Source organism: Mesorhizobium sp. M1088 (genome assembly GCF_040318575.1).
GTDB lineage: Bacteria > Pseudomonadota > Alphaproteobacteria > Rhizobiales > Rhizobiaceae > Mesorhizobium.
In genome coordinates, this window is sequence record NZ_JAMYMO010000042.1 from 1 (window position 1) to 14,496 (window position 14,496).

At 62.5% G+C, this 14,496-nt stretch carries 8 protein-coding genes; 6 read left to right on the plus strand and 2 right to left on the minus strand.

The window, feature by feature from the left end; genetic code table 11:
- Positions 1–373 precede the first annotated feature (373 nt).
- From rpoB to NKH49_RS29290, 3 genes are all read left to right on the plus strand, one after another.
- A complete protein-coding gene (gene rpoB / locus NKH49_RS29280; RefSeq protein WP_352682666.1) occupies positions 374–4,510 on the plus strand; it encodes a DNA-directed RNA polymerase subunit beta in 4,137 nt (1,378 codons plus the stop codon).
- A gap of 131 nt (positions 4,511–4,641) precedes the next feature.
- Complete coding sequence (rpoC, locus tag NKH49_RS29285) at positions 4,642–8,838, plus strand: DNA-directed RNA polymerase subunit beta' (RefSeq protein ID WP_352643136.1); 4,197 nt, start codon at positions 4,642–4,644, stop codon at positions 8,836–8,838.
- An 83-nt stretch (positions 8,839–8,921) separates the two neighbouring features.
- Positions 8,922–9,587, plus strand: a complete 666-nt coding sequence (locus NKH49_RS29290; protein ID WP_352474774.1) for an O-methyltransferase — start codon at positions 8,922–8,924, stop codon at positions 9,585–9,587.
- Positions 9,588–9,635: 48 nt separating this feature from the next.
- Here the strand turns inward: NKH49_RS29290 and NKH49_RS29295 are convergent, their stop codons facing one another.
- Positions 9,636–10,565 carry a Gfo/Idh/MocA family protein gene (locus NKH49_RS29295; protein WP_352929050.1) on the minus strand — a complete coding sequence of 310 codons (930 nt, stop codon included), beginning with the start codon at positions 10,563–10,565 and terminating at the stop codon, positions 9,636–9,638.
- Positions 10,566–10,688: 123 nt separating this feature from the next.
- Complete coding sequence (locus NKH49_RS29300; protein WP_254817147.1) at positions 10,689–10,970, minus strand: transcriptional regulator; 282 nt, start codon at positions 10,968–10,970, stop codon at positions 10,689–10,691.
- Positions 10,971–11,432: 462 nt separating this feature from the next.
- Here NKH49_RS29300 and rpsL point away from each other — a divergent pair, with 462 nt between their 5' ends.
- The 3 genes from rpsL (at position 11,433) to fusA (ending at position 14,481) form a co-directional block, all read left to right on the plus strand.
- On the plus strand, positions 11,433–11,804 hold the full coding sequence (gene rpsL / locus NKH49_RS29305) for a 30S ribosomal protein S12 (RefSeq protein WP_006333356.1): 372 nt from the start codon (positions 11,433–11,435) through the stop codon (positions 11,802–11,804).
- A gap of 85 nt (positions 11,805–11,889) precedes the next feature.
- A complete protein-coding gene (rpsG, locus tag NKH49_RS29310; protein ID WP_008875664.1) occupies positions 11,890–12,360 on the plus strand; it encodes a 30S ribosomal protein S7 in 471 nt (156 codons plus the stop codon).
- Between the two features lie 30 nt (positions 12,361–12,390).
- Complete coding sequence (fusA, locus tag NKH49_RS29315; RefSeq protein WP_023680448.1) at positions 12,391–14,481, plus strand: elongation factor G; 2,091 nt, start codon at positions 12,391–12,393, stop codon at positions 14,479–14,481.
- Positions 14,482–14,496 lie beyond the last annotated feature (15 nt).

The following is a 14,496-nucleotide window of genomic DNA, read 5'->3' on the forward strand; positions in this document are numbered from 1 at the left end:
CCGCGGGTCATGCCCGCGGTACCCCCCGCCCACGCGAAAAATTGAAAGGCCCCGGGGCACCCCGCGGGCGCAATGGCCTACGTGATGAACGGGTGGCCTCCGGGCGGCGGGCGCCGCGCGGCCCGCCACTCCTTTCGCGTCGAAGGGAGGCTGCGTAACGCGAAGAGTGCGAAAACCTCTTTCCTGAGGGCCGCAAACCGGCCTTCAGGAAACGGGTTTTCTCCCGTTTCTGGCCCGCCGCCAATTGGCGCCGGGTGAAAAGACAAGAAGCCGCCGACAGGCGGCGGGCAACAAGGCAGGGCCGCCAAGGTGGCCCGAGATGCAAGGCGAGCCGCGGCGAGGCTCGTCCCGAGAATTGAGCTAAGGAGCGACGATGGCCCAGACCCAGACTTTCAATGGCCGCAGACGCGTACGCAAGTTTTTCGGAAAGATCCCGGAAGTTGCGGAGATGCCGAACCTGATCGAGGTTCAGAAAGCATCCTATGACCAGTTCCTGATGGTGGAGGAGCCCAAGGGTGGGCGTCCTGACGAGGGACTGCAGGCAGTTTTCAAGTCGGTCTTCCCGATTTCCGATTTTTCCGGCTCCTCGATGCTGGAATTTGTGAAGTATGAGTTCGAGGGACCGAAATTCGACGTTGACGAATGCCGTCAGCGCGACCTGACCTATGCGGCGCCGCTCAAGGTGACGCTGCGCCTCATCGTGTTCGATATCGACGAGGATACCGGCGCCAAGTCGATCAAGGACATCAAGGAGCAGGACGTCTACATGGGCGACATGCCGCTCATGACCTTGAACGGCACCTTCATCGTCAACGGCACCGAGCGCGTCATCGTCTCGCAGATGCACCGTTCGCCGGGCGTCTTCTTCGACCATGACAAGGGCAAGTCGCACTCGTCCGGCAAGCTCCTGTTTGCCGCGCGCGTCATTCCCTATCGCGGTTCGTGGCTCGACATCGAGTTCGACAGCAAGGACGTCGTGCATGCCCGCATCGATCGCCGCCGCAAGATCCCGGTGACGTCGCTGCTGATGGCGCTCGGCATGGACGGCGAAGAGATCCTGTCGACCTTCTACAACAAGATCACCTACAAGCGCGCCGGCGACCATTGGCGCATCCCGTTCAACGTCGACCGTTTCCGCGGCCTCAAGGCCGTTGGTGACCTGGTCGACGCCGACACCGGCGAAGTCGTCGTCGAGGCCGGCAAGAAGATCACCGCCCGCCAGGCCAGGGCGCTTGGCGAAAAGGGTCTCAAGGCGATCAAGGCGACCGACGAGGATCTGCTCGGCAACTACCTTGCCGAGGATATTGTCAACTACGGGACCGGCGAGATCTTCCTCGAAGCCGGTGACGAGATCGACGAAAAGACGCTGAAAGTGCTGCTTGGCACCGGTGACGATGAGATCAAGGTCCTCGACATCGACCACGTCAACGTCGGCGCCTACATCCGCAACACGCTCAACGTCGACAAGAACGAGAGCCGCCAGGACGCGCTGTTCGACATCTACCGCGTCATGCGCCCCGGCGAGCCGCCGACGCTGGAAACCGCTGAGGCCATGTTCAACTCGCTGTTCTTCGACAGCGAGCGCTATGATCTGTCGGCCGTTGGCCGCGTCAAGATGAACATGCGCCTCGAGCTCAAGGCCGAGGATACCGTGCGCGTGCTGCGCAAGGACGACATCCTGGCCGTGGTCAAGACGCTCGTCGAACTGCGCGACGGCAAGGGCGAGATTGACGACATCGACAATCTCGGCAACCGCCGCGTGCGTTCGGTCGGCGAGCTGATGGAGAACCAGTACCGCGTCGGCCTGCTGCGCATGGAGCGCGCGATCAAGGAACGCATGTCCTCGATCGAGATCGACACGGTGATGCCGCAGGACCTGATCAACGCCAAGCCGGCGGCTGCCGCCGTGCGCGAGTTCTTCGGTTCCTCGCAGCTGTCGCAGTTCATGGATCAGACCAACCCGCTTTCGGAGATCACCCACAAGCGCCGTCTTTCGGCGCTTGGACCGGGCGGTCTGACCCGCGAGCGTGCCGGTTTCGAAGTGCGCGACGTGCACCCGACGCATTACGGCCGCATCTGCCCGATCGAGACGCCGGAAGGCCCGAACATCGGCCTGATCAACTCGCTTGCGACCTTCGCGCGAGTCAACAAATACGGCTTCATCGAGAGCCCGTACCGCAAGATCGTCAACGGCAAGCTGACCAATGAGGTCGTTTACCTCTCGGCTATGGAAGAGGCCAAGCACCACGTCGCGCAGGCCAATGCCGAGCTCGACAAGAATGGTCATTTCGTCGACGAATTCGTCATTTGCCGCAACGCCGGCGAAGTGATGATGGCGCCGCGCGAAAACGTCGATCTGATGGACGTGTCGCCGAAGCAGATGGTGTCGGTGGCCGCGGCCCTGATCCCGTTCCTCGAGAACGATGACGCCAACCGTGCGCTGATGGGCTCGAACATGCAGCGTCAGGCCGTGCCGCTGGTGCGCGCCGAAGCGCCGTTCGTCGGCACCGGCATGGAGCCGATCGTCGCCCGTGACTCGGGCGCCGCCATCGGCGCCCGCCGCGGCGGCATCGTCGACCAGGTGGACGCGACGCGTATCGTCATCCGCGCCACGGAAGATCTCGATCCCGGCAAGTCCGGCGTCGACATCTACCGGCTAATGAAGTTCCAGCGTTCGAACCAGAACACCTGCATCAACCAGCGTCCGCTGGTGCGCATGGGCGACCGGGTCAACAAGGGCGACATCATCGCCGACGGCCCGTCGACCGAGCTCGGCGATCTGGCCCTCGGCCGTAACGTGCTGGTCGCGTTCATGCCGTGGAACGGCTACAACTACGAGGATTCCATCCTCCTGTCCGAGCGCATCGTCGCCGACGACGTCTTCACCTCGATCCACATCGAGGAGTTCGAAGTCATGGCCCGCGACACCAAGCTGGGGCCGGAGGAGATCACGCGCGACATTCCCAACGTCTCGGAAGAAGCGCTGAAGAACCTCGATGAGGCCGGCATCGTCTACATCGGTGCGGAAGTGCAGCCGGGCGACATCCTGGTCGGCAAGATCACGCCGAAGGGCGAAAGCCCGATGACGCCGGAAGAAAAGCTGCTGCGCGCCATCTTCGGTGAAAAGGCCTCGGACGTGCGCGACACCTCGATGCGCATGCCTCCGGGAACCTTCGGCACCGTCGTCGAAGTGCGTGTCTTCAACCGCCACGGCGTCGAGAAGGACGAGCGCGCCATGGCGATCGAGCGCGAGGAGATCGAACGCCTCGCCAAGGACCGCGACGACGAGCAGGCGATCCTCGACCGCAACGTCTATTCGCGTCTTTCCGACGTTCTCGTCGGCAAGGAAGCGATTGCCGGGCCGAAGGGCTTCAAGAAGGGCTCGAAGCTGTCGAAGGACACGCTCGACGAGTATCCGCGTTCGCAGTGGTGGCAGTTTGCCGTGGAGAACGAAAAGCTCCAGAGCGAACTGGAAGCCCTGCGTGGCCAGTACGACGATTCCAAGAAGGCGCTCGAGCAGCGCTTCATGGACAAGGTCGAGAAGGTGCAGCGCGGCGACGAGATGCCTCCGGGCGTCATGAAGATGGTCAAGGTCTTCGTGGCCGTGAAGCGCAAGATGCAGCCCGGCGACAAGATGGCCGGCCGACACGGCAACAAGGGTGTCGTGTCGCGGATCGTTCCGGTCGAGGACATGCCTTTCCTCGAGGACGGCACGCATGCCGACATCGTGCTCAACCCGCTGGGTGTGCCGTCGCGCATGAATGTCGGCCAGATTCTGGAGACGCACCTGGGCTGGGCCTGCGCCGGAATGGGCAGGAAGATCGGCGATCTGATCGATGCGTACAAGACAGCGGGCGACATCAAGCCGCTGCGCAAGACGCTCGAGAGCTTCATGCCGGCCAACGACCGCAACGAGCCGGTCCGCGAATATGACGACGAGAGCATCGTTCGCCTCAGCGAGCAGATGCGCCGCGGCGTCTCCATCGCGACACCGGTGTTCGACGGCGCGCATGAGGCCGACATCAACATCATGCTGGAGCAGGCGGGCCTGCACACCAGCGGTCAGTCGCAGCTCTATGACGGGCGCACTGGCGAGCCGTTCGATCGCAAAGTGACGATGGGTTACATATATATGCTCAAGCTTCACCACCTTGTGGACGACAAGATCCACGCGCGTTCGATCGGTCCGTACTCGCTCGTTACCCAGCAGCCGCTGGGCGGCAAGGCGCAGTTCGGTGGCCAGCGCTTCGGCGAGATGGAGGTCTGGGCGCTCGAAGCGTACGGCGCCGCCTACACGCTGCAGGAGATGCTGACGGTGAAGTCGGATGACGTCGCCGGACGCACCAAGGTCTACGAGGCGATCGTCAGAGGCGACGACACCTTCGAGGCCGGCATTCCCGAGAGCTTCAATGTTCTCGTCAAGGAAATGCGGTCTCTCGGCCTCAATGTCGAGCTGGAGAACACCAAGCTCGACGACAACCCGATCCGGCTGCCCGACGCGGCCGAGTAAGCAAGACGTCCGGCCGCGGTCTTCCCGCGACCGGACGCACCAAATTCTCGGCCGATGGCCGATCAAGTCGGCGGGCGTTTGGCCCGCGCTAGATGCAAGGGGTTTTCGAGGACCCCGAAAAGGAGAACGGCATGAACCAAGAGGTCATGAATCTCTTCAATCCCCAGGCGCCTGCGCAGGTGTTCGATTCCATCCGGATCTCGCTTGCCAGCCCTGAGAAGATTCTGTCCTGGTCGTTCGGCGAGATCAAGAAGCCGGAGACCATCAACTATCGCACCTTCAAGCCGGAGCGTGACGGCCTGTTCTGCGCGCGCATTTTTGGCCCGATCAAGGACTATGAATGCCTGTGCGGCAAGTACAAGCGCATGAAATACAAGGGCGTCATCTGCGAAAAGTGCGGCGTCGAAGTCACGCTGTCGCGCGTCCGCCGCGAGCGCATGGGCCATATCGAGCTGGCGGCACCGGTCGCCCACATCTGGTTCCTGAAGTCGCTGCCGTCGCGCATCGGCACGCTGCTCGACATGACGCTGAAGGACATCGAGCGGGTCCTCTACTTCGAGAACTACATCGTTACCGAACCCGGCCTCACCGCGCTGAAGGAGCACCAGCTGCTCAGCGAGGAAGAGTACATGATGGCCGTCGACGAGTATGGCGAGGATTCGTTCACCGCCATGATCGGCGCCGAGGCGATCCACGACCTTCTGGCCGGCATGGACCTCGAGAAGATCGCCGGCGATCTGCGTTCTGAGCTGGCTTCGACCACCTCCGAGCTCAAGCATAAGAAGTACCTGAAGCGGCTCAAGGTCGTCGAGAACTTCATGGAGTCCGGCAACCGTCCGGAATGGATGATCATGAAGGTGGTTCCGGTGATCCCGCCGGACCTGCGCCCGCTTGTCCCGCTGGACGGCGGCCGTTTCGCCACGTCGGATCTGAACGACCTCTATCGCCGCGTCATCAACCGCAACAACCGCTTGAAGCGGCTGATCGAGCTGCGCGCGCCCGGCATCATCGTGCGCAATGAAAAGCGCATGCTGCAGGAAGCCGTCGATGCGCTGTTCGACAACGGCCGCCGCGGCCGCGTCATCACCGGCGCCAACAAGCGTCCGCTGAAGTCGCTGTCCGACATGCTGAAGGGCAAGCAGGGGCGGTTCCGCCAGAACCTGCTCGGCAAGCGCGTCGACTATTCCGGCCGCTCGGTCATCGTCACCGGTCCGGAGCTCAAGCTCCACCAGTGCGGCCTGCCGAAGAAGATGGCGCTCGAACTGTTCAAGCCCTTCATCTACGCCCGTCTCGACGCCAAGGGCTACTCCTCGACCGTCAAGCAGGCGAAGAAGCTGGTCGAGAAGGAGCGTCCGGAGGTCTGGGATATCCTCGACGAGGTCATCCGCGAGCATCCGGTGCTGCTGAACCGCGCACCGACGCTGCACCGCCTTGGTATCCAGGCGTTCGAGCCGATCCTGATCGAAGGCAAGGCGATCCAGCTTCACCCGCTGGTCTGCACGGCCTTCAACGCCGATTTCGACGGCGACCAGATGGCGGTCCACGTGCCGCTGTCGCTGGAAGCGCAGCTTGAAGCCCGCGTGCTGATGATGTCGACCAACAACATCCTGCACCCGGCTTCGGGCGCGCCGATCATCGTGCCGTCGCAGGACATGGTTCTCGGTCTCTACTACCTTTCGATCGTCAATCAGAACGAGCCGGGCGAGGGCATGGTGTTTGCCGACATGGGCGAACTCCAGCACGCGCTCGAGACCAAGGCGGTGACGCTGCATGCCAAGATCAAGGGGCGCTTCCGCACGGTCGACGCCGACGGCAAGGTCGTGTCGAAGATCTACGACACCACGCCTGGCCGCATGATCATCGGCGAGCTGCTGCCGAAGAACCACAACGTGCCCTACGAGACCGCCAACCAGGAGATGACCAAGAAGAACATCTCCAAGATGATCGACACCGTCTACCGCCATTGCGGTCAGAAGGAGACGGTCATTTTCTGCGATCGCATCATGGCTCTCGGCTTCAGCCACGCCTGCCGTGCCGGCATTTCGTTCGGCAAGGACGACATGCTGATCCCGGACGCCAAGATCAAGCTGGTCTCCGACACCGAGGCTTTGGCCAAGGAGTACGAGCAGCAGTACAATGACGGTCTGATCACCCAGGGCGAGAAGTACAACAAGGTCGTCGACGCCTGGGCCAAGTGCTCGGAAAAGGTCGCCGACGAAATGATGGCCCGCATCAAGGCGGTCGAGTTTGAGGACAACGGCCGTCAGAAGCCGATGAACTCGATCTACATGATGTCGCACTCCGGTGCGCGCGGCTCGCCCACCCAGATGCGCCAGCTCGCCGGCATGCGCGGCCTGATGGCCAAGCCTAGCGGTGAAATCATCGAGACGCCGATCATCTCGAACTTCAAGGAAGGCCTCACCGTGCTCGAGTACTTCAACTCGACCCACGGCGCCCGCAAGGGGCTGGCCGACACCGCCTTGAAGACGGCGAACTCGGGTTACCTGACGCGTCGTCTCGTCGACGTGGCGCAGGACTGCATCGTCAACTCGCTCGACTGCGGCACCGACAAGGGCCTCACCATGCAGCCGATCGTCGATGCCGGTCAGGTCGTCGCCTCGGTTGGTCAGCGCGTTCTCGGCCGCACCTCGCTCGACGACATCACCCACCCGGTCACCGGCGAGGTTCTGGTCAAGGCCGGAACGCTGATGGACGAGCGTGACGTGGAACTGATCGAAAAGGCCGGCGTGCAGTCGGTTCGCATCCGTTCGGCGCTGACCTGCGAGGTCAGGGTCGGCGTCTGCGCGGTCTGCTACGGACGCGATCTGGCCCGCGGCACTCCCGTCAACCAGGGCGAGGCTGTCGGCGTTATCGCGGCGCAGTCGATCGGCGAGCCGGGCACCCAGCTCACCATGCGTACCTTCCACATGGGCGGCACGGCGCAGGTGGTGGATTCCTCGTTCCTTGAAGCCTCGTACGAGGGCAAGGTCGAGATCCGCAACCGCAACGTGGTGCGCAACTCCGACGGCCAGCTGATGGTCATGGGCCGCAACATGGCGGTGCTGATCCTCGACGAAGCCGGCAAGGAACGCGCCACGCACCGCGTCACCTACGGTTCGCGTATCTTCGTCGACGATGGCGACAAGGTGAAGCGCGGCCAGCGCATTGCCGAGTGGGATCCTTATACCCGCCCGATCCTCACCGAAATCGAGGGCAGGGTGGCATTCGAGGATCTGGTCGATGGCATTTCCGTTCAGGAAACCGCCGACGAATCGACCGGCATCACCAAGCGCGAGGTCATCGACTGGCGTTCGACGCCACGCGGCAACGACCTCAAGCCGGCGATCGTCGTCCAGGATGCTAAGGGCAAGGTCGGCAAGCTGTCGAAAGGCGGCGACGCCCGCTTCCTGCTCTCGGTCGAGGCCATTCTTTCGGTCGAGCCGGGCGCACAGGTTCGTCCCGGCGACGTGCTGGCGCGTATCCCGATGGAAAGCGCCAAGACCAAGGACATCACCGGCGGTCTGCCGCGTGTTGCCGAACTGTTCGAGGCACGCCGTCCGAAGGACCACGCCATCATCGCCGAGATCGATGGCACGATCCGCTTCGGCCGCGACTACAAGAACAAGCGCCGCATCATCATCGAGCCGCATGACTCGACGCTTGAGCCAGTCGAATACCTGATCCCGAAGGGCAAGCCGTTCCATCTCCAGGACGGCGACGTCATCGAGAAGGGCGACTACATCCTCGACGGCAATCCGGCGCCGCACGACATCCTGGCGATCAAGGGCGTGGAGGCGCTTGCCTCCTACCTCGTCAACGAAATCCAGGAGGTCTACCGACTGCAGGGCGTGTCGATCAACGACAAGCACATCGAGGTGATCGTTCGCCAGATGCTGCAGAAGGTCGAGATCACCACGCAGGGCGATTCGACCTACATTCCGGGCGACCACGTCGATGTGATCGAGCTGGAAGAGGTCAATGAGCGCCTGGTCGAGGAAGGCAAGAAGCCGGCCGAAGGCCAGCCGGTGCTGCTCGGCATCACCAAGGCCTCGCTGCAGACGCCGTCCTTCATCTCCGCCGCCTCCTTCCAGGAGACGACGAGGGTGCTGACCGAAGCTGCGGTTGCGGGCAAGACCGACATGCTGCAGGGGCTGAAGGAAAACGTCATCGTCGGCCGGCTGATCCCGGCCGGTACCGGCGGTACGATGAGCCAGATCCGGCGCATCGCCACCTCGCGCGACGAGTTGATCATCGACGAGCGCCGCAAGGCGTCCGGCGTCGAGGTCGCCGAGCCGATGCTGACCGACATGGTTAACGCCGCGCAGTAAGCGCACAAGCAAGAGAAGATAGAAAAGGGGCCCAAGTGGCCCCTTTTCGCGTTGTGGTTCCCCAATCGGATCGGAGGAGAACGATGAGCAGGAAGATCTGGGCTTCTGTCGACGACTACATTGTCGAAGCTCTTTTCGAGGCGGATCCCGCCCTCGATGCCGTTCTGGCGGCCAACCATGATCAGGGCCTGCCGCCTATCGACGTTTCCCCGGCACAAGGCAAGCTGCTCTCACTTCTTGCGCGAATGCAGGGAGCGAGGAAGGTACTCGAAATCGGCACGTTGGGCGGTTATTCGACAATCTGGATGGCGCGAGCATTGCCGATGGACGGCAAGGTCGTGACGCTCGAGCTTGATCCGCACCACGCCAGTGTCGCGCGGTCGAACTTTGAACGAGCAGGGGTGTCTGACCGTGTGGAACTGCGAGTCGGACCGGCGCTTCAATCGCTTGCGGCCTTAGGCGCCGAGAATGCCGGGCCGTTCGACTTCATCTTCATCGACGCCGACAAGCCGAACAACCCGCACTATCTGTCCTGGGCCATGCGTCTTTCGAGGCCGGGGACCGTCATCGTCTGCGACAATGTCATCCGTGACGGCGCGGTGGTGAATGAAGATGGTCGCGATGCCAATGTCGAAGGGGCACGCGCGGCGTTCTCGTTCATCGGCAGCGACAAACGTCTGGAAGGCACCGCGATCCAGACTGTTGGCGCCAAGGGCTATGACGGCTTTGCAATAGCGATCGTTAATTGAATTTGTGCGGTGCGCCGGCCGGACCTGCGATCCGGCGGCGCCCACTGATCAATCGAAAAACGCCTCCACCACATTGCGCTTGCCGAGCATGAAGGCGTCGGCGACGTGCTGCAGGGGCGCGAGATCGACGTCGGAGGTGCCGGCGCGCACGATCTCGGCGAAGCGCTTGTAGAGCATCGGATATTCGGCTTCCGGCTCCTCGTGAACGACGCGGCCATCGATGGCAAGCTTTGAGCCGCCGCCAGAAAGCACCATCGATCCTGCCTCGGTATCGGCCAGGACGTCCCAGCTTTGCGGGCCGGTCTGACGCCAATCGAGTTCCATCGTCACCGGCAGACCGTTCGACGTGCGGAAGGCGATATGGGCGGCGATGGGGGCCGCGCGGTTTTCGGGGAAATCGAGTTCTGCCGAGCTGATGAACATCGGCGGCAGGATGTGGGTAGCGATCGACAGGGCGTTGATGCCGGGATCGAACACGCCAAAGCCGCCGGGAGCCCAGATCCATTCCTGATTCGGATGCCAGCGGCGCACGTCTTCTTTCCAATTGATGGCGGCCGACCTGATCGTTGTCGATCCAAGGAATGCGCGCGCAGCTTCGACAGCCGGCGCATAGCGTGAATGCCAGCTGGCGAACAGGCAGACGCCGTTCGCTGTCGCCAGCGCCTTCAGGTCTTCGACCTCGCTGACCGTGGCGCCGGGCGGCTTTTCCAGGAAAACATGCTTTTTCGCCGCCAGCGCCAAGCGCGCGGCGTCGTAACGAAACTGCGGCGGCATGCACAGCGACACCGCCTCGAGCTCCGGCGTTGCGTCGAGCATCGCCTCGATCGTCGGGAAGTTCGGGATGTCCTCGACTTTGCCATGGCGGCTGGCTGCAGCAACCAGGCGATAATCTTGGTCCTTCGCCAGCGCCGGCAGATGCTGGTCACGGACGATCTTCCCCACGCCGACGATGCCGAGCTTGATGGGATTAGAGGACATGGGAGCTCCGCAGGTTGAGTGTGCTTGGTTTTGCCAGAGGTCGCTTCTTAGCAGAGAACTTGTGCCGGGCAAGTCGCCGGGCTTTGTCGCCGGCCCGTGAGATCGACCGCGATTCAGATCTCTTCAGATCGGCACATCGAACGTCACGATCGACACTTCGCCTTCGAGCGCGCCCTGATAGGCGGACAGATGCGGCTCCTCGTCCGGCACGCCGTCCAGGTCGCCGATCTGATCGAGCTCTGCCTCGGCATAACCTTCGGCGGCAAGCGATTCGAGAGCGCGGCGCACCGCCGAATCGTCGTCCGGTGCGACCAGCATCACATGCACGCCTTCCGGCTTGCCGCCTTTGCGCTTCCACACCCGGCCGGTAATAATGGTGACCGGGCGCTCCTCATTGTCATTCACGGGTTCGTACCTCCGGGCGAGGGGGGTTGGGCTGTTCATGCCGCCTTTTCGCACGAAGCACGGCCTGGAAACAGGCGCAAGCCGGTCACTTTCTGGCTTCCTCTTGAAAAACGGCGCAAGAAAATTACATGCGCTTTTCGCATGGCTGCCAAGCCTCGGGTTCAGCGCAATATTTGCCGCTCCGGGGTTGACGGACAGTGGCCATACGAGTAGAAGCCGCCCAGTCAGAACCGATGTGAGGCTCTTGCTTCCGAAGCGACACGCTTTGGAGTTTGCCTCAAACAGGGTTCGTTTTACGAGCGAAAAGACATTTCCGGCGTGCATGAAGCGGATTCCGCTTCCTCTGCCATTTGTTCGGGCAAGACCGCGAGGCGCGGTTTGTGGCCCGAATTTGCGTATGGAAATGACGCTTTGAGCGGCCCTGACCGGGCGAGACACGGAATTGAGAGACAAGAGGGTTTAATGCCTACCGTCAACCAGCTGATCCGCAAGCCGCGCATTGCGCCGGTGAAGCGCAACAAGGTCCCGGCCATGCAGCAGAACCCGCAGAAACGGGGCGTCTGCACGCGCGTCTACACCACGACGCCGAAGAAGCCGAACTCGGCGCTGCGCAAGGTGGCCAAGATCCGCCTGACCAATGGTTTTGAAGTGATCGGTTACATCCCCGGCGAAGGCCACAACCTTCAGGAGCACTCGGTGGTGATGATCCGCGGCGGCCGCGTCAAGGATCTTCCGGGCGTCCGTTACCACATCATCCGCGGCGTGCTCGACACGCAAGGCGTGAAGAACCGCAAGCAGCGCCGTTCGAAATACGGCGCCAAGCGTCCGAAGTGACCGAAGCGTAGCCAAGGTCGTTCCGGGCGGCGTCAAGCGACGATCCGGGATCCAGGCCACCGCGTAGAATTGAGGCAGAGAAAAAATGTCCCGTCGTCACAGTGCAGAAAAGCGTGAGATCAATCCGGACCCGAAGTTCGGCGATCTGATCGTCACCAAGTTCATGAACGCCGTCATGTATGACGGCAAGAAGTCGGTTGCCGAGACCATCGTCTACGGCGCGCTCGACCAGGTTCAGTCCAAGACCAAGCAGGAGCCGGTCACCGTCTTCCATCAGGCGCTCGACAATGTCGCGCCGCATGTGGAAGTGCGTTCGCGCCGCGTCGGCGGCGCCACCTACCAGGTTCCGGTCGACGTGCGCCCCGAGCGCCGTCAGGCATTGGCCATCCGCTGGCTGATTGCCGCCGCCCGCAACCGCAACGAGACCACGATGGTCGACCGCCTCTCCGGCGAGCTGATGGACGCGGCCAACAACCGCGGCACCGCCGTCAAGAAGCGTGAAGACACCCACAAGATGGCAGAAGCCAACCGCGCTTTCGCGCACTACCGCTGGTAAAGCGCGAACGAGACTGAAGAGGCACCTCCCATGGCCCGCGAATATAAAATCGAAGACTACCGCAATTTCGGTATCATGGCGCATATCGACGCCGGCAAGACGACGACCACCGAGCGCGTCCTCTATTACACGGGCAAGTCGCACAAGATCGGCGAAGTCCACGACGGCGCTGCCACCATGGATTGGATGGAGCAGGAGCAGGAGCGCGGCATCACCATCACGTCGGCCGCGACCACGACCTTCTGGAAGGGTCGCGACGGCAAGATGCACCGCTTCAACATCATCGACACCCCCGGCCACGTCGACTTCACCATTGAAGTCGAGCGTTCGCTGCGCGTGCTCGACGGCGCCATTGCGCTGCTCGATGCCAATGCCGGTGTCGAGCCGCAGACGGAGACCGTCTGGCGCCAGGCCGACAAGTATCGCGTGCCGCGCATGATCTTCTGCAACAAGATGGACAAGATCGGCGCCGACTTCTACCGCTCGGTCGAGATGATCGGATCGCGCCTCGGTGCGCATGCCGTCGTCATGCAGCTGCCGATCGGCGCCGAGACCGAGTTCAAGGGTGTCGTCGACCTCGTCGAGATGAACGCGCTGGTCTGGCGCGACGAGACGCTGGGCGCTGCCTGGGACATCGTCGAGATCCCTGCCGACCTCAAGGCTCGTGCCGAAGAATACCGCGAGAAGATGATCGAGGCCGCCGTCGAAATGGACGAGACGGCGCTCGAGAATTACCTCGAAGGCAAGATGCCGAGCAACGACGAGATCCGTGCGCTCATCCGCAAGGGCACGATCGCGGTGAAGTTCTATCCGATGTTCTGCGGCTCGGCCTTCAAGAACAAGGGCGTGCAGCCGCTGCTCGACGCCGTCGTCGAATATCTGCCGTCGCCGGCCGATGTCCCGGCCATCAAGGGCGTCGACGCCAAGACCGACGCCGAGATCGAGCGTCATGCCGACGACAACGAGCCGCTGTCGATGCTTGCCTTCAAGATCATGAACGACCCGTTCGTCGGTTCGCTCACCTTTGCCCGCATCTATTCGGGCAAGCTCACCAAGGGCATCTCGGTCGACAACACCGTGAAGGGCAAGAAAGAGCGCATCGGCCGCATGCTGCAGATGCATGCGAATTCGCGCGCCGACGTCGAAGAGGCGTTTGCCGGCGACATCGTCGCCCTCGCTGGCCTCAAGGACACCACCACCGGCGACACGCTCAGTGATCCGCTGCATCCGGTCATCCTCGAGCGCATGGAATTCCCCGATCCGGTCATCCAGATCGCCATCGAGCCGAAGACCAAGAACGACCAGGAAAAGATGGGTCTCGCCCTTCACCGCCTGGCCGCCGAGGATCCGTCCTTCCGCGTCAAGACTGACGAGGAATCGGGCCAGACGATCATTTCCGGCATGGGCGAGCTTCACCTCGACATCATCGTCGACCGCATGCGCCGCGAGTTCAAGGTCGAGGCCAATGTCGGCGCGCCGCAGGTGGCCTACCGCGAGACGATCACCCGCAAGCACGAGCAGGACTACACGCACAAGAAGCAGACCGGCGGTACCGGCCAGTTCGCCCGCGTCAAGATCCTGTTCGAGCCGAATCCGGAAAGCAGCGAATTCGAGTTCGAAACCAAGATCGTCGGCGGCGCTGTGCCGAAGGAATACATCCCCGGTGTCGAAAAGGGCATCAACAGCGTCATGACCTCGGGCCCGTTCGCCGGCTTCCCGATGATCGGCGTCAAGGCGACGCTGATCGATGGCGCCTACCACGACGTGGACTCGTCGGTTCTGGCCTTCGAAATCGCCGGCCGCGCCTGCTTCCGTGAAGCAGCCCCCAAGCTTGGCGTGCAGTTGCTCGAGCCGATCATGAAGGTCGAAGTGGTGACGCCGGAAGATTATGTCGGCAGCGTAATCGGCGACCTGAACGGCCGTCGCGGCCAGATCCAGGGCCAGGAAGCCCGTGGCGTAGCTGTGGTCATCAACGCGATGGTGCCGCTCGCCAACATGTTCAAATACGTGGACAACCTTCGCTCGATGAGCCAGGGCCGCGCGGCCTACACGATGCAGTTCGACCACTACGAGCCGGTCCCGACCGCGGTCGCCCAGGAAGTCCAGAAGAAATACGCGTAACTCGAAACGAGTTGC

What these genes read in the sequence shown, in the direction of transcription:
- rpoB (WP_352682666.1), top strand. Translation starts at nt 374, where the DNA reads ATGGCCCAGACCCAGACTTTCAATGGCCGCAGACGCGTACGCAAGTTT.
- rpoC (WP_352643136.1), top strand. Translation starts at nt 4,642, where the DNA reads ATGAACCAAGAGGTCATGAATCTCTTCAATCCCCAGGCGCCTGCGCAG.
- NKH49_RS29290 (WP_352474774.1), top strand. Translation starts at nt 8,922, where the DNA reads ATGAGCAGGAAGATCTGGGCTTCTGTCGACGACTACATTGTCGAAGCT.
- NKH49_RS29295 (WP_352929050.1), bottom strand. Translation starts at nt 10,565, where the DNA reads ATGTCCTCTAATCCCATCAAGCTCGGCATCGTCGGCGTGGGGAAGATC.
- rpsL (WP_006333356.1), top strand. Translation starts at nt 11,433, where the DNA reads ATGCCTACCGTCAACCAGCTGATCCGCAAGCCGCGCATTGCGCCGGTG.
- rpsG (WP_008875664.1), top strand. Translation starts at nt 11,890, where the DNA reads ATGTCCCGTCGTCACAGTGCAGAAAAGCGTGAGATCAATCCGGACCCG.
- fusA (WP_023680448.1), top strand. Translation starts at nt 12,391, where the DNA reads ATGGCCCGCGAATATAAAATCGAAGACTACCGCAATTTCGGTATCATG.